Origin of the sequence: Pseudoxanthomonas sangjuensis, from assembly GCF_010211755.1 — a bacterium.
Taxonomy (GTDB): domain Bacteria; phylum Pseudomonadota; class Gammaproteobacteria; order Xanthomonadales; family Xanthomonadaceae; genus Pseudoxanthomonas_A; species Pseudoxanthomonas_A sangjuensis.
Window position 1 is genome coordinate 44926 of sequence record NZ_PDWR01000015.1, and the last position, 14620, is coordinate 59545.

Below are 14620 nucleotides of genomic sequence, written 5' to 3' on the forward strand. Positions count from 1 at the left end.
GGGCGATGAGTACCCCGCGTACTACGACGCCGATTCCATCCAGCGTTCGATGCCGGCGCGGTCGCGCGCCTGCAGCAGCTTGTAGGTCTGCGACAGCAGGGCGGCGCGGTCGCTGTTGCGGATGGCGCGGCGCACTTCCAGCAAGGTCGACGGGTGCAGGCTGAACTCGTTCAGCCCCAGCGCCAGCAGCAGTGGGACGAAACGCGGATCGGCGGCGATCTCGCCGCATACCGCCACCGGCTTCCGCGCCTGCCAGCCGGTCTCGATCACGCTGTGCAGCAGCCGCAGCACGCCCGGGTGCAGCGGCGAATACAGTTCGCCCAATGCCTCGTTGTTGCGATCGGCGGCGAGCAGGTACTGCACCAGGTCGTTGGTGCCGATCGACAGGAAGTCGACCAGGTCGACGAAGCCGTGCACCGCGAACGCGGCGGCGGGAACCTCGATCATCACCCCGAACGGGATTTCGTCGGCGACCTCGCGCTTCTGCTTGCGCAACTGCCCGACCACGCGCTTGAGCCGGCGCCGCACCGCGAGGATTTCCTCGCGGCCGCTGACCATCGGCACCAGCACGCGCACCGGGCCGTAGCCGGAGGCGCGGGCGATCGCGCGCAACTGGGTGTCGAAAATGCCGTCGCGGACCAGCGACAGGCGCACGCCGCGCAGGCCCAGCGCCGGGTTGTCCTCGTTGTCCAGGGCCAGGCCGGTGCGATCGGCCTTGTCCGCGCCCAGGTCGAGCGTGCGGATCGTCACCGGCCGCCCGCTCATGCCCAGCACCGCGTCGCGGTAGACGCGGAACTGCTCTTCCTCGTCCGGCAGCTCCCGGCGCTGCAGGAACAGGAATTCGGTGCGGAACAGGCCCAGCCCGGCGGCGCCGAGCGCATGCGCGCGGGCGATGTCCTCGCGCGACTCGGCGTTGGCCAGCAGCACGATGTCCTCGCCGTCGCGGGTGCGGGTGGGCTTGCTGCGCAGGCGGCCCAGCTCGCGCTGCTCCTTCGCCGCCTCGCGCTTGCGCGACCGGTAGGCGCGCAGGTCCTCGGCGCTCGGCTCGACCACGATCTCGCCGCTGTCGCCGTCGACGATCAGCACGTCGCCGTCGTTGATCTTCTGCAGCACGTGCGCGGCGCCGACCACCAGCGGCAGGTGCAGGCTGCGCGCGAGGATCGCGCTGTGCGACAGCGCGCTGCCGCCGGCGGTGACGATCGCGACCACGCCCTGCGCCTGCAGCTGCGCCATTTCCGACGGCGCCACGTTGTCGCTGACCAGGATCTCGCCGGCCACGCCCTTCGGCGCCGTCGCGCGCTTGTGCAGGTGCGCGTGGATGCGGCCGATCACGTGGTCGAGGTCGTCCAGGCGGCTCTTCAGGTAGGCGTCGTCCATGCCCTCGAACACCGCGGCCAGGCGGTCGCGCTGCAGGCGCAGCGCATAGTCGGCGCCGTAACGGGCGACCCGGATCAGTTCGTCGAGGCCGTGCAGCAGTTCGGGGTCGTCCAGCAGCAGCGCATGCAGGTCGAGGAATTCGCCGACTTCCCTGGCCAGCGCGCCGTGCAGGCGCGTGCGCAGGTCGTGCATCTCGGCGCGGGTGGCGTCGACCGCGGCGTGCAGGCGCTGCAGTTCGGCTTCGACCTCGGCGGCGGTGATGCGCTGCTCGGCGACGTCCAGCGCGTGCGGCAGGCGAACCCGGGCGCGTCCCAGTGCGCTGCCGCGCGATGCGCCATGGCCGGCGAGCAGCGTCCTCATCAACTGTCCTCGTCGAATCGTCGCTCGAACAGCGCCGCGACCGCGTCCATCGCCGCCTGCTCGTCGTCGCCGTCGATGCGCATCGTCACCGGCGTGCCCTGGCCGGCGGCCAGCAGCATCACCCCCATGATGCTCTTGGCGTTGACCTCGCGCCCCTTCGCCGCCAGCGTGGCGTTGCAGCGGAACGGCGCCAGCACCTGCACCAGCTTGGCGGTGGCGCGGGCGTGCAGTCCCAGGCGGTTGGAAACGGTGAGTTCGCGTTCAAGCATCGTCGATGATCGCCCCATTGCGCGTGCCGGCCGCGGCGGTGGCCGGCAATTGGTCCAGTCCCTGTTCCGGATAGTTCATCACCCGCAGCAGCATCGGCAAACTCAGCGCCGACACGCGCCGCACCGGCGTGCCCAGCTGGGCCAGTCGCCTGGCCAGGTTGCTGGGGCTGGCGCCGTACAGGTCGGTCAGCACCAGCACGCCGTCGCCGCCGTCGACGCGCCGCAGCGCCGCGGAGGCTTGCGGCAGCAGCGCGTCCAGCTCGGCGTCCAGCGGCACCTCGAAGGCCTCGGCCTTCAGGGGCAACGTGCGCAGCAGGCTGCCGGCGACGCCGAGGATCGACGCGCCCACGCCGGGGTGGGTGATGAGCAGGATGCCACAGGCCATGCCGTAGAAGTTAGCAGACCGGCATGACGACCCGGAAGCGCGCCGGCGCAACGGCCCGTCGCGCCGGCGGGTTCATTCCAGTTCGCGGTGGAAGGTCGAGACGTCCTCCCAGCCCTGCTCGCGCGCGTGGCCGGCCAGGGTTTCGGCCAGGTACACCGAGCGGTGCTTGCCGCCGGTGCAGCCGAAGGCGATGGTCACGTAGCTGCGGGTCTCGCCGCGCAGCTTCGGCAGCCAGGTGTCGAGGAAGGCGCTGACCTGGCGCACGTACTCGGCCACTTCCGGCTGCGCTTCCAGATGCCTGCGCACCGCGGCGTCGCGGCCGGTCAGCGGGCGCAGCTCAGGCAGCCAGTGCGGGTTCGGCAGGACCCGTGCGTCGAACACGAAGTCGGCATCGGCCGGCACGCCGCGCTTGTAGGCGAAGGATTCGAACAGCAGCGACAGGGCGGGGTGCCCGTCGCGGACGAATTCGCCCAGGATCCGCCGCCGCAGCTGGTGCACGTTGAGGTGGCTGGTGTCGATGATGACGTCGGCGGCATCGCGCAGCGGCTGCACCAGCCTGCGTTCCAGCGCGATGGCGTCGGCCAGCGCCAGCTTCTGGTGGCTCAGCGGATGCTTGCGGCGGGTGTCGGAGAAGCGCCGCAGCAGGGTTTCGTCGTCGGCCTCGAAGAAAAGCAGCTGGCCGCGCACGCCCAGTTCGGCCTCGGCGGCGGCGCGCCATTCGGCCAGCTTGCTCAGGTCGCTGCGGCGGCTGCGCACGTCGATGCCGATGGCGATCTTCGACGGCAGGTTGCCGTCGCGCAGCTGGCTGCGGACGAAGACCGGCAGCAGTTCCACCGGCAGGTTGTCGATGCAGTAGTAGTCCAGGTCCTCGAACGTCTTCAGCACCACCGACTTGCCCGAACCGGACAGGCCGCTGACGATGACCACGCTCGGCGCAGGGTCGTCGTGGTGGCCGGGGGGCGGGCTCATGGCGTGCTGCGCTCGAGCAGGTTGCTGTGGCGGGCGATGAACATCGCCGCCGGATCGATCCCCTTGGTGCGCAGGATGTGCAGGCGCGTCGCCGCCTCGGTCAGCACCGCGAGGTTGCGGCCGGGCATCACCGGCAGGGTGATCAGCGGCACGTCCAGGTCGAGCACGTGGCGAGTGCCGGAATCGCCGGTCAGGCGTTCGTAGCCGTGCGCGGTCGGCTCGGTCATCGGCCGGGTCAGGTGCACGATCAGGCGCAGGTACTTGTTCTTCTTCACCGCGGTGTCGCCGAACATCTCGCGCACGTTCAGCACGCCCAGGCCGCGCACTTCCAGCAGGTCCTGCAGCAGTTCGGGACAGGTGCCGTCGAGCACGTCCGGCGCGATCTGGGTGAACTCCGGCGCGTCGTCGGCCACCAGGCGGTGGCCGCGGCTGAGCAGTTCCAGCGCCAGCTCGCTCTTGCCCGACCCGGCCTCGCCGGTGATCAGCACGCCGATCGAGTAGATCTCCATGAACACCCCGTGCAGGGTCACGCTGGGCGCGAGGGTGCGGGCGAGGTGGTAGGAAAGGTGGTTGAACAGCTCGTGGCCGCGCTTGGGCGAAACCCATAGCGGGGTATCGGTTTCCTCGGCGGCGGCGCGCAGGTCTTCCGGGCAGCTCTGGTTCTTGCTGATCACCAGCGCCAGCGGGCGGTTGTCGATGACCTTTTCGATGGTTTCCCAGCGCTGGCGCGAATCCAGCGTGTCCAGCCAGGCCAGTTCCTCGGTGCCGAGGATCTGCACGCGGTTGGGATAGATGACGTTGAGGTAGCCGGCCAGCGAGGGGCGGCGCGAACGGGTGTCGCCGGCCTCGATCTCGCGGCTGGCGCCCTTCTGCCCGGCCAGCCAGCGCAGGGCCAGTTTTTCCTTCTGTTGTTCGAACAGTTCGCGGGCGGAGATGCGGGTACTCATCGTGGCTGCGCTTCGGCGACGTCGGCGTCGATGCGACAAGTATGGGGCAGAACGAGGATCCCGCGCGCGGGCCGGGCGCCGGAGCGCGGCCGTTCCGTCGCCAGCCCGCGTCGTTTCCCGGCCTTCCCGGCGCGAGCGGGAAGGCCGGCGCCGCGCGCCTACTCGTCCTCGTGCGAAGTGCGCTGGGCGATCCGCTTGCCCTTGTGCTTCAGCACCAGCCGGTCGAGCTTGTCGGCGAGGATGTCGATCGCCGCGTACATGGTCTGCGCGCCGGCGTCGGCGTGCAGGGTGCGGCCGGCGAGCGAGACCGTGGCTTCGGCCACGTAGTCCGGTTTGCGCACGCCCAGTTGCGTGCGCACATCGAGCGGCTGATCGAAATGCCTTCCGAGGCGCTGGAACTTGGTCTCCACGTATTCCCGCAGCGCGGGGGTGACTTCGATTTGCTGGCCATGGGTCTCGATGCGCATTGCTATGTCTCCTGACGGGTGAACGGCCGCGCGCAGGGCGCGGTATGGTCTGGGACAACGGTTCTGGGCGTGGGTTCCGGGCTTCTCCTCGTGGCAGGGATACGGAATGTCTGGGCGGGGCCGGTTCCGCTGCCGCGGAAACCGGCCGCCGGGGGCGTCAGCCCATCCGCACGCGTTCGTGCGAGGACAGGATGTCCATGGCCTCACGATACTTCGCCACGGTACGCCGCGCCACCGGTATGCCGCTGGCCTTGAGCAGGTCGGCCAGCTTGGCGTCGGACAGGGGCTTGCGCGGGTTTTCGCCTTCGATCAGCTTGCGGATCATCGACTGGATGGCGGTGCTGGAGGCCTCGCCGCCGCCCTCGGTGCCCACCCCGGAAGCGAAGAAGTCGCGCAGTGGCAGGGTTCCACGCGGGGTGCGCACGTATTTGCGGGCGATGGCGCGTGAAACCGTCGATTCGTGCAGGCCGACCTCGACCGCGACCTCGCGCAGGGTCAGCGGGCGCAGGGCCTGTTCGCCGAACTCGAGGAAGGCCGCCTGCTGGCGCAGCAGGCAGCGCACGACCTTGAGCAGGGTGTCGCCGCGCGCTTCCAGGCTCTTCAGCAGCCAGCGGGCTTCCTGGAGCTGGCCGCGCAGGTAGCCGGCGTCGCTTTCGCCGCACTGGCGGATCATCCGTTCGTAGCCGCGGTGGATGCCGACCTTCGGCACCGCGTTGCCGGACAGGGCCACGCGCCAGACCCCGCGCTGGCGCCACACCACGCAGTCCGGCACGACGTAGGTGTCGTGGCCCAGTTCGCCGATCTGGGCGCCGGGGCGGGGGTCGAGGGTGCGCAACAGCTGGATCGCTGCCTCCAGTTCCGCGACCGGACGCCTGAATTCGGCGGCCAGCCCCGTCGCGCCGCTGCGCGGCAGGCGTTCCAGGATCGCGGTATCGGCGGCGATGCGCAGCGCGAGGGTCTTGCCGGCGGTGTCGTCGGACAGCGTCTCCAACTGCAGTCGCAGGCATTCGCCGAGGTCGCGCGCGGCCACGCCGACCGGGTCGAAGCGCTGCAACTGGTGCAGCACGGTGAGGATTTCCTCCTCGCCGGCCTCGATGTCCGGACGCAGGGTTTCGGCGATGCCGGACAGCGGCTCGCGCAGGTAGCCGTCGTCGTCCAGCGCGTCGATCAGCGCCGCGCCGATGCGGCGGTCGCGCGGCGACAGGTGCGACAGGTGCAACTGCCACAGCAGGTGGTCCTGCAGCGTCTCGGCTTCGGCGACGCGCTCCGCGGCGCTGCCGGCGTCGTCCTCGTCGTCGAAGGAGCCGCTGCGGCCGCCTTCCATGGCCCAGGATTCGCCGTCCGGCGCCCAGGTGTCGTCGGCGCCGGACGCGTCGGGATCGACTTCGCGCGGCTCGTCGCCGGGCGCGGCGTCGGTGGCAGCCGGGTCGCCGCCGGCCGCGTCGTCGGCCCAGTCCAGCAGGGGGTTGGTTTCCACCGCCTCGGCGATCTCGGTCTCGAGTTCCGCGGCCGACATCTGCAGCAGGCGGATGGCCTGACGCAACTGTGGCGTCATCACCAACTGCTGACCCAGCGATGTCTGCAGGCGAGGCTTCATTCCGTGTCCGGATAAACGCAAATGGACGTGGCCGCCGGCCACGCGCCGCCGCGTATCAGAGACGGAAGGTTTCCCCCAGGTACACGCGGCGCACGTCCGGATTGGCCAGCAGCGCGTCCGGAGCCCCCTGCGCGAGCACGCTGCCTTCGTTGAGGATATACGCCCGGTCGCAAATTCCCAAGGTTTCGCGCACGTTGTGGTCGGTAATCAGCACGCCGATGCCGCGATCCTTGAGGTGCTTCACGATCCGCTGGATCTCGCCGACCGAAATCGGGTCGACGCCGGCGAAGGGTTCGTCCAGCAGCATCAGCCGCGGCTTGGCGGCCAGCGCGCGGGCGATCTCGACCCGGCGCCGCTCGCCGCCCGAGAGGCTGGCGCCGATCTGGTCGGCGACGTGGCCGATCTGCAGTTCGTCCAGCAGCGAGTCCAGTTCCTTTTCCGCGCCGGCGTCGGAGAGGTCGTCGCGCAGCTCCAGCACCAGGCGGATGTTGTCGGCCACGCTCAGCTTGCGGAACACCGACGGTTCCTGCGGCAGGTAGCCGACGCCGAGCTTGGCGCGGCGGTACATCGGTTCGGCGGTGATGTCCTGGCCGTCCAGCTCGATCGCGCCGGCGTCGGCCGAGACCAGGCCGACGATCATGTAGAAGCAGGTGGTCTTGCCGGCGCCGTTGGGGCCGAGCAGGCCGACCACTTCGCCCGCCTGCAGGCTCAGGCCGAAGTCCTTCACCACCTCGCGTTGCCTGTAGCGCTTGCGCAGTCCCCGGGCGACCAGCATCAGCGTTCGTCCGATTCGTTGGATGCGGCCGGCGCGGCGTTGCCTTGCGCGGACTTGGGCTTGATCACGGTGCGCACGCGGCTGCCGTCGCCGCCGGCCTGCATGCCGCCGGTCTTGGTGTTGTAGACCATCTTCTGCCCGCTGTTGGAGCCCTTCGGCGAAGTGACCGTGTAGTTGCCGGTCAGGGTGAGCGTTTCGTTCGACATGTCGTAGTCGATGCGGTCGGCCTGCGCGTCCATCCAGGTGCCGTCGTCGAGCTGCTGGCGCAGCTTGACCGGCTTGCCGGTGAAGCTGGCCTGCGACGGGTCGCCGTTGCGCATGCGCAGGGTGCCGCCGTCGGCGCTGATGGTCAGGGTGCCCTGCTTGACCACGACGCCCTGGGTCCACACGACCTGGCCGTTGTCGCTGTAGTCGGCTTCCTGGTGGCCCGCGTCGATGATCATTTCCTGGTTGCGGTCCGACGTCTTCGCCCAGGCGGCGGACGCCGCGACCAGCGTCAGGACGAGCAGGGCGCTAGCGCGCGGATTTGGGTACATAGCGGGATTTGACCTGCGATTTGAAGACGTAGTGCTTGGTCTTGGTGTTGGTTTCGAAGCCGACCCCGCTGAGTATAGAACCCGGCTGGGTGATGGTGACCCTGGCGTCGCTGCTGGCGAGGTTGCGGTCGGGGAATACGTTCAGGCGGGTGGTTTCGAAGCGGGTCGGCACGCCGATGCCTTCCGGGCTGGTGCCGACCACGTCGTCGCGCAGCCGCAGTTCGTCGCCCCTGGCGTCGATCCAGCCGGTTTTCGAACGCAGTTGCCAGTAATTGCCGTCGGCATCGGGCAGCAGGAACAGCGGCGTGGTCACGGTCATGGTCTGGTCGGTGGCGCTGCGTTCCAGCATCGGCGCGCGCAACGCCAGCGATTCCTTGCCATCGTCGTCCAGCCCGATCAGTTCGAAGTCGCGCATCACGTAGTCCGGGCGCAGCCCGTTCCCCGCCGGCGCCGGGCCGGTGTCGCGCTGGCGCCACGCCGACCAGCCGAACAGCGCGGCCGCCACTGCCAGCCCCGCGCCCAGGCCTGTGCGCCAGTTCACGGGCTGGGCCCCATCAGGCCGCGTTCGAGCAAGGCTTCGGCATGGCCCTGCGCCGAAAGCAGCAGGTCGCACAGCTCGCGCGCCGCGCCCTTGCCGCCGGCGTGTTGCGTCCGCCAGTGCGCGAAGCGCGCGGTCCACGGATGCGCGTCGGCCGGGGCCGCCGCCAGCCCGACTGCGCGGAACGCCGGCAGGTCGGCGAGGTCGTCGCCCATGAAGGCGACCTGCGGCAGGCCGATGCCGAGCGCCGCGCACAGTTCGTGCACCTTGCCCAGCTTGTCCTTGGTGATGTGCACGTCGACGCCGAGGTCGCGGCCGCGGTGCTCGGCGACGCTGCCGGCGCGCGCGGTGATGAAGACCACGTGCACGCCGGACTTGCGCAGCAGGCTGATGCCCAGCCCGTCGCGCACGTGGAAGGTCTTGCTCTCGCGCCCCTCGCTGTCGAAGTACAGGCGGCCGTCGGTCAGCGTGCCGTCGACGTCGAAGCAGGCCAGGCGGATGCCGGCGGCGCGGGCAAGCAGGTCGTCGGTCAGGTTGGCGAGATGGGCGTGGGGCATGGGGCCGGTTGGTGGTTGCGGGTTCTGGGTTGTTGGTCCGTGGAAAGGCGCCCGGTGGTCTGTTCCAACAACCAAGATCCAACAACCAGGAACCTGGAGCTTTTACACCACTCTCGCGCGCAACAGGTCGTGAACGTTGAGCGCGCCGATCACCTTGCCTTCATCGTCGACCACGACCAGGCCGCTGCCGATCTTGCGCTCCTCGAGCAGGTGCGCGGCCTCGGCGGCGAGGGCGCGGGCGGAAATCGTGACCGGATCGCGGGTCATCACCGCGTCGATCGCGGTGGCGCGCACGTCGACGTTGCCGGCGTCGAGGGTGCGGCGCAGGTCGCCGTCGGTGAAGATGCCGATCAGGCGGTTGTCCGCATCGACGACCGCGGTCAGGCCAAGGCGCTTGCGGCTCATTTCGACCAGCGCCTCGGCCAGCATCGCGCCGGAGCGCACGGCCGGGATGCCGTCGCCGGCGTGCATCACGTCGGACACGTGCAGCAGCAGCCGGCGGCCGAGGCTGCCGGCCGGATGCGAGCGGGCGAAATCGTCGGCGGTGAAACCGCGCGCTTCCAGCAACGCCACCGCCAGCGCGTCGCCCATCGCCAGCGATGCCGTGGTGCTGCTGGTCGGCGCCAGATCCAGCGGACAGGCTTCGGCCGGCACGCTGACGTCGAGGTGCACGTCGGCCTCGCGCGCCAGGCTGGAATTCGGCCGGCCGGTCATCGCGATCAGCTTGTTGCCCTGGCGGCGCAGCACCGGCAGCAGGGTCAGCACTTCGTCGGATTCGCCCGAGTACGACAGCGCCAGCACCACGTCGGCGTCGGTGATCATGCCGAGGTCGCCGTGGCCGGCTTCACCCGGGTGCACGTAGAAGGCCGGGGTGCCGGTCGAGGCCAGGGTCGCGGCGATCTTGCGCGCGACGTGCCCGGACTTGCCCATGCCGGTGGCGACCACGCGGCCGCGCGAGCCGAGGATCAGCCGGCACGCCGCCGAGAATGCGCCGCCGACGCGCTCGGCCAGCGCCTGCAGGCCGGCGGCTTCGATCCCGATCGTGCGCCGGCCGCTGTCGGCCAGGGCGGCGTCGCTGGGCGCATGGGTTTTGGGGAGCGGACGGGACATCGGGGGCGCCGGGCGCAAGGTAGAATGACCGGGCATTTTATTAGGAAAGCCCGGTGGACGCCGAAACCATCCGTAAATTGATCGAAACCGGCTTCGAAAAAGCCGGCCTGCCCGGCGCCACCGCGCAGGTACGGGGCGACGACGGCGTGCATTTCGAGGCCACCGTGGTCAGCGATGCCTTCCGCGGCAAGCTGCCGCTGGCCCGGCACCGGCTGGTCTATGCGACCCTCGGCGAGCTGATGGGCGGCGCGATCCATGCCTTGCAGCTGAAGACGGTGACGCCGGAAGAAGCCGGTTCGTAGCTGGCGGTCGAGGTTCGCGCAAGGCGGATCAGCGGCTTCCGTTTCCATCGACTGCCAGCCACCCACCCAAGACCAGAAGAAGAACATGCAGAAAATCATCGTCACCGGCGGCCAGACCCTCAACGGCGAAGTCGTCATCTCCGGCGCCAAGAACGCGGTGCTGCCGATCCTGTGCGCCACGCTGCTGGCCGATGCGCCGGTGGAGATCGTCAACGTGCCGCACCTGCACGATGTGATCACCACGGTGAAGCTGCTGGGCGAGCTCGGCGCCGGCATCACCATCGACGAAGGCACGCTGGCCAAGGGCCGCGGCATCACCGTCGACCCGACCACGGTCAGCCGCTTCGTCGCGCCGTACGAACTGGTCAAGACCATGCGCGCCTCGATCCTCGTGCTCGGCCCGCTGGTCGCCCGCCACGGCGCCGCGGTGGTGTCGCTGCCCGGAGGCTGCGCGATCGGCTCGCGCCCGGTCGACCAGCACATCAAGGGCCTGCAGGCGCTCGGCGCGGACATCACGGTCGAGAACGGCTACATCAAGGCCCGCGCCGCGCGGCTGAAGGGCGCGCGCTTCGTGTTCGACATGGTCACCGTGACCGGCACCGAGAACGTCATGGCCGCGGCCACGCTGGCCGAAGGCACCACGATCCTCGAGAACGCCGCGATGGAGCCGGAAGTCACCGACCTGGCCGAATGCCTCAACGCGCTGGGCGCCAGGATCGAAGGCGCCGGCACCTCGCGCATCGTCATCCACGGCGTCGAGCGCCTGGGCGGCGGCCGCCATTCGGTGGTGCCGGACCGCATCGAAACCGGCACCTTCCTCGTCGCCGCGGCGATGACCGGCGGCCGCGTGGTCGCGCGCAAGGCCCGGCCGGACACGCTGGACGCGGTGCTGGAAAAGCTGCGCGAAGCCGGCGCCGCGGTCGAGATCGCCGAGGACAGCATCGTCCTCGACATGCAGGGCAAGCGGCCGAAGGCGGTGAACATCACCACCGCGCCGCACCCGGCGTTCCCCACCGACATGCAGGCGCAATTCATGGCGATGAACTGCATCGCCGATGGCGTCGGCGTGATCAACGAGACGATCTTCGAAAACCGCTTCATGCACGTCAACGAACTGCTGCGCCTGGGCGCCGACATCCGCGTCGAAGGCCACACCGCGATCGTCCGCGGCGTGGAGAAGCTGGGCGGCGCGCCGGTGATGGCCACCGACCTGCGCGCGTCGGCGTCGCTGATCCTCGCCGGCCTGGTCGCGGAGGGCGAGACCACCGTCGACCGCATCTACCACCTCGACCGCGGCTACGAGAACATCGAGGAGAAGCTCGGCGCGCTCGGCGCGAAGATCAGGAGGGTAGCGTGATGGCGCTGCTGCAGAACAAGACCGGCAAGTTCTCCTCGACCCGCCGCAGCGCGCTGGGCCTGGTCTTCGCCCTGTTGCTGGTCCTGGGCTGGCTGTACGTCACCAAGGCCGCGGCGATCAGCGGCATGCAGGTGAAGGAAATGGACTGGGACGGCGACGGCACGGTCAGCGGCCGCGAGATCGCGCAGGCGTTCTATGCGGTGGAGGCGGTGAAGACCGTGGCGGGCAACCGCACCTGCACCGAATACGCCTGGCATACCGGCGAATCGATCCGCGTGGACTGCCGCACCGAGTTCCAGCCGGCGGAAGCGAAATGACGAAAAACCCGGCGTTGCCGGGTTTTTCGTCGGGGGCGGCGCAGGTCGGTCGCGCTCAGCGCCACGACTTGATCTGCAGGTCGATCGCGTCCCGGCCGTTCTCGCGCTGCAGGATGCGCGCCGGCACCGGCATCTCCGGGACGATCCAGACGATCATCTGGCGCTTGCCGGTGTCGCGGATCGCCTTGGTGGCGTTGTAGGTCTTGCCGGCGACGGTGATCTTTTCCTTGCCGGCCAGCTTGTAGTTCAGCATCTTCACTTCGCCGTTCTCGACCAGGCGGTAGCTCGGCGTCTTGCCGGCGGCCACGTCCTGGACGATGGCCAGGTTGAGCAGCAGCGCGTCCATGTCGCCTTCCCGAATCGCGGCCGGGCCGGCGCGCCCGGGCTTGACGTCGCCGCTCCAGCGCGCCTGACGCTTGTCCCAGTCGTAGCTGGTGTTGACCGACTTGCGCTTGACCAGCATGCGGCTGACGTCGCTGCTGGACAGCGGGCGCAGCCAGTCGCCCTGCACGTCGAACACGGTCTGCTGGCTCAAGTCGACCAGCGAGTTGCGGATGCTCAGGCTGTACTGCCAGCGGTTGCCGGCCTGCCGGGCCAGCACCATCTGGCCTTCGCCCTGCATGCCCAGCGCGCTGGCCTGGTAGTGGGCGGTGAAGGCTTCGATCGCCTGCGCCGGCGCGACGACGGCCAGCGCGGCGATGGCGGCGCCGAACGAGCGAACGGCGAGTTTGCGGAAATCCGTGGTTCGTTCGTTCATTGTCGTTGCACTCCCTGGTATTCGACCAGTCTCAGATCGATGCCGTCCTGGCCGTCCTCGCGCTGCAGGATGCGCACCGGCGTCGGCACGCCGCCGGCCACCCAGAGGATGGTCTCGTCGTTGCCGCCGTTGCTGCGCTGCACGCGCATGGCATCGTAGCTGAGGTCGTCGACGTCGACGACCTCGGTCTGCGCGGCCACCGTATACCGATGTTCGCGCGCGCGGCCGCCGTCGACCACGCGGTAGCTCAGGTCCTTGCCCGGTTCGGCGTCGCGGATCACCGCCAGGTCGACCAGCAGGGCGCTGAGGTCGCCTTCGCGCAACGGCACGGGCGCGCGGCGCTCCTTCTTCACGTCGCCCTGCCAGCGCGCGGCCAGCGCGTTCCAGTCGTAGGTGCCGACGGCCTTCTTGCCGGTGAACAGGGCGTGCTTGACCGTGCTCTGGCTGAGCGGGCGGTAGTGGTCGCCTTCGACCGCGAACACCGTGCTCTGGTCGACGTTCAGGCCGAGCAGGCCGGCGAAACCGCGGTCGGCCTTGATGCCCAGGTCCATGCGCCAGCGGCCGCCCTCGGTCGCCGCCACCTGCATCTTCGCGGTGCCGACCAGCTTGCCCTTGCTGTAGGCCTGGTAGCTGGCGACGAACGGCTCCAGCGCCATCGCCGGCAGGGCGGTCGCGGCAAGGAATACGGCCAGCGCGAGGCGGGTCGTCGGAAAGGTCATTTCGGTTCCGTGGGGACGGGCAGCAGTTTCCCGGTGGAATCTAGAAGCAGCGGGCTAAATATCGGCTGACCGTCGAGGACGACGTGGCCGTCGCGTTCAGCCAGGCGGCCGGCCGCGGCCAGTCGCAGCACGGCGAGATACAGGGCGTGTTCGCGCGGCAACAGGCGGTGCGCAAGGCTTTCCGGGGTATCGCCGGGCTCGATCGGGATGCGCGCCTGGGCGATGACCGTGCCGGCATCCAGTTCAGGTACGACGAAATGGACGCTGGCGCCGTGTTCGGCGTCGCCGGCCGCCAGCGCGCGCGCGTGGGTGCGCAGGCCGCGGTATTTCGGCAGCAGCGACGGGTGGATGTTGAGCAGGCGGCCGCGGAAGCGCTCGACGAAGGGGGCGCCGAGGATGCGCATGTAGCCGGCGCAGACCACCCAGTCGGGGCGCAGCGCGTCGACGGCGTCGGCGAGCGCGGCGTCGAAGCCGGCGCGGTCGGGAAAGGATTTCGCGTCGGCGCTCCAGCGCAACGGCCCGGCCACGCGTTGCAACGCGGCCGCATCCGGCCTGTCGGAGAACACGCCGACGATCCCGGCGCCGAGCGAACCGTCGGCGATCGCGTCGAGGATGGCTTGCAGGTTGCTGCCGCGCCCGGAAGCCAGGATCGCCAGGCGTCCGCTCATGGCCGCCACCTGCGTTCGCCCGGCGAAAGCGGCCACACCAGCAGCGCGCCGAGCGTGGCCAGCAACATGTCCGCGTGCGCATCCCAGACGTCGCCCTGCTGGCCGTTGTACGACTCGGCCGCCTGCGGCGACAGCGCCAGCGCGATGCCCCATTCCATCCATTCGTAAAGCAGGCTGCTGCACATGACCAGCATCAGCGCGATGGCGAACGACTGCCGCGCGCCCAGCGGCCAGCGCTGGCGCAGCCAGTGCCAGGCCGCCGGAGCCAGGCACAGGCCGTAGAGCAGGTGGATCAGGCGGTCGAAATGGTTGCGCCGCCAGCCGAAGGCCGCGCCCGGCGACCAGCCCAGCAGGCGCTGGAACCATTCCTCGTACGGCACGTTGGAATACAGCCAGCGCGCGCCGATGCTGTGCATGACGATGAAGCCGCAGACCAGCGCGAAGTGGATGCCGCGCAGCGGCCAGCGCCGGTCGTGCAGGTACAGCCAGGCCAGGCCGAGCACGGTCAGGCTGCTGTGCATGGCCTGTTCCAGCGGCCAGCGCGGGTGGATCCACGATGCCGCGAACACGGCCAGCGTGGACAGGAACGCGAGCTTCTTGGCTGGCGACAAGG

The 14620-nt window shown here is 69.8% G+C and carries 19 protein-coding genes; 3 read left to right on the forward strand and 16 right to left on the reverse strand.

The window, feature by feature from the left end; all coding sequences use genetic code 11:
- Nucleotides 1-21: 21 nt before the first annotated feature.
- From ptsP to CSC71_RS09460, 12 genes are all read right to left on the reverse strand, one after another.
- Nucleotides 22-1737: a phosphoenolpyruvate--protein phosphotransferase gene (ptsP, locus tag CSC71_RS09405; protein WP_162374111.1), complete on the reverse strand. Its 1716-nt coding sequence runs from the start codon at nt 1735-1737 to the stop codon at nt 22-24.
- Nucleotides 1737-2006 carry an HPr family phosphocarrier protein gene (locus CSC71_RS09410; protein ID WP_162374112.1) on the reverse strand — a complete coding sequence of 90 codons (270 nt, stop codon included), beginning with the start codon at nt 2004-2006 and terminating at the stop codon, nt 1737-1739. The genes ptsP and CSC71_RS09410 overlap by 1 nt, the downstream gene beginning before the upstream one ends.
- Entirely contained in the window at nt 1999-2391 is a 393-nt protein-coding gene (locus CSC71_RS09415; protein ID WP_162374113.1) for a PTS sugar transporter subunit IIA, read from the reverse strand. Before CSC71_RS09415 ends, CSC71_RS09410 begins: the two co-directional genes overlap by 8 nt.
- Nucleotides 2392-2463: 72 nt before the next feature.
- Nucleotides 2464-3360 (reverse strand): RNase adapter RapZ, encoded by an 897-nt coding sequence (gene rapZ / locus CSC71_RS09420; RefSeq protein WP_162374114.1) that lies wholly within the window; start codon nt 3358-3360, stop codon nt 2464-2466.
- Nucleotides 3357-4307, reverse strand: a complete 951-nt coding sequence (gene hprK, locus CSC71_RS09425; protein ID WP_162374115.1) for an HPr(Ser) kinase/phosphatase — start codon at nt 4305-4307, stop codon at nt 3357-3359. Before hprK ends, rapZ begins: the two co-directional genes overlap by 4 nt.
- Nucleotides 4308-4465: 158 nt before the next feature.
- Nucleotides 4466-4774: a ribosome hibernation-promoting factor, HPF/YfiA family gene (gene hpf / locus CSC71_RS09430; RefSeq protein ID WP_162374116.1), complete on the reverse strand. Its 309-nt coding sequence runs from the start codon at nt 4772-4774 to the stop codon at nt 4466-4468.
- Nucleotides 4775-4931: 157 nt separating this feature from the next.
- Entirely contained in the window at nt 4932-6371 is a 1440-nt protein-coding gene (locus tag CSC71_RS09435; protein ID WP_162374117.1) for an RNA polymerase factor sigma-54, read from the reverse strand.
- Between the two features lie 55 nt (nt 6372-6426).
- Nucleotides 6427-7146, reverse strand: coding sequence for an LPS export ABC transporter ATP-binding protein (gene lptB, locus CSC71_RS09440; RefSeq protein ID WP_162374118.1), 720 nt, complete (start codon nt 7144-7146; stop codon nt 6427-6429).
- Nucleotides 7146-7682 carry a lipopolysaccharide transport periplasmic protein LptA gene (lptA, locus tag CSC71_RS09445; protein ID WP_162374119.1) on the reverse strand — a complete coding sequence of 179 codons (537 nt, stop codon included), beginning with the start codon at nt 7680-7682 and terminating at the stop codon, nt 7146-7148. Before lptA ends, lptB begins: the two co-directional genes overlap by 1 nt.
- Nucleotides 7660-8223: an LPS export ABC transporter periplasmic protein LptC gene (gene lptC / locus CSC71_RS09450; RefSeq protein ID WP_162374120.1), complete on the reverse strand. Its 564-nt coding sequence runs from the start codon at nt 8221-8223 to the stop codon at nt 7660-7662. Before lptC ends, lptA begins: the two co-directional genes overlap by 23 nt.
- The gene (locus tag CSC71_RS09455) at nt 8220-8777 is read right to left on the reverse strand and encodes a KdsC family phosphatase (protein WP_162374121.1); all 558 of its coding nucleotides are present in this window, start codon (nt 8775-8777) and stop codon (nt 8220-8222) included. Before CSC71_RS09455 ends, lptC begins: the two co-directional genes overlap by 4 nt.
- A gap of 102 nt (nt 8778-8879) precedes the next feature.
- Nucleotides 8880-9887, reverse strand: coding sequence for a KpsF/GutQ family sugar-phosphate isomerase (locus CSC71_RS09460; RefSeq protein ID WP_162374122.1), 1008 nt, complete (start codon nt 9885-9887; stop codon nt 8880-8882).
- A gap of 53 nt (nt 9888-9940) precedes the next feature.
- Between CSC71_RS09460 and CSC71_RS09465 the strand changes: the two genes are divergently transcribed.
- The 3 genes from CSC71_RS09465 to CSC71_RS09475 all read left to right on the forward strand — a co-directional run bounded on the left by CSC71_RS09465 (nt 9941) and on the right by CSC71_RS09475 (nt 11863).
- Nucleotides 9941-10189 (forward strand): BolA family protein, encoded by a 249-nt coding sequence (locus tag CSC71_RS09465; protein ID WP_162374123.1) that lies wholly within the window; start codon nt 9941-9943, stop codon nt 10187-10189.
- An 85-nt stretch (nt 10190-10274) separates the two neighbouring features.
- Nucleotides 10275-11546 carry a UDP-N-acetylglucosamine 1-carboxyvinyltransferase gene (gene murA / locus CSC71_RS09470; RefSeq protein WP_162374124.1) on the forward strand — a complete coding sequence of 424 codons (1272 nt, stop codon included), beginning with the start codon at nt 10275-10277 and terminating at the stop codon, nt 11544-11546.
- Nucleotides 11546-11863, forward strand: a complete 318-nt coding sequence (locus tag CSC71_RS09475; RefSeq protein ID WP_162374125.1) for a hypothetical protein — start codon at nt 11546-11548, stop codon at nt 11861-11863. The genes murA and CSC71_RS09475 overlap by 1 nt, the downstream gene beginning before the upstream one ends.
- A gap of 55 nt (nt 11864-11918) precedes the next feature.
- On the opposite strand, the gene CSC71_RS09480 is transcribed toward CSC71_RS09475, so the two are convergent.
- From CSC71_RS09480 to CSC71_RS09495, 4 genes are read right to left on the reverse strand one after another with little or no spacing between them, the layout of a single operon-like run.
- On the reverse strand, nt 11919-12620 hold the full coding sequence (locus CSC71_RS09480; protein WP_162374126.1) for a DUF3108 domain-containing protein: 702 nt from the start codon (nt 12618-12620) through the stop codon (nt 11919-11921).
- Nucleotides 12617-13339, reverse strand: a complete 723-nt coding sequence (locus tag CSC71_RS09485) for a DUF3108 domain-containing protein (protein ID WP_162374127.1) — start codon at nt 13337-13339, stop codon at nt 12617-12619. Before CSC71_RS09485 ends, CSC71_RS09480 begins: the two co-directional genes overlap by 4 nt.
- The gene (gene purN, locus CSC71_RS09490; protein WP_162374128.1) at nt 13336-14007 is read right to left on the reverse strand and encodes a phosphoribosylglycinamide formyltransferase; all 672 of its coding nucleotides are present in this window, start codon (nt 14005-14007) and stop codon (nt 13336-13338) included. Before purN ends, CSC71_RS09485 begins: the two co-directional genes overlap by 4 nt.
- Nucleotides 14004-14618: a DUF2238 domain-containing protein gene (locus CSC71_RS09495; RefSeq protein ID WP_246192121.1), complete on the reverse strand. Its 615-nt coding sequence runs from the start codon at nt 14616-14618 to the stop codon at nt 14004-14006. Before CSC71_RS09495 ends, purN begins: the two co-directional genes overlap by 4 nt.
- Nucleotides 14619-14620: the final 2 nt, after the last annotated feature.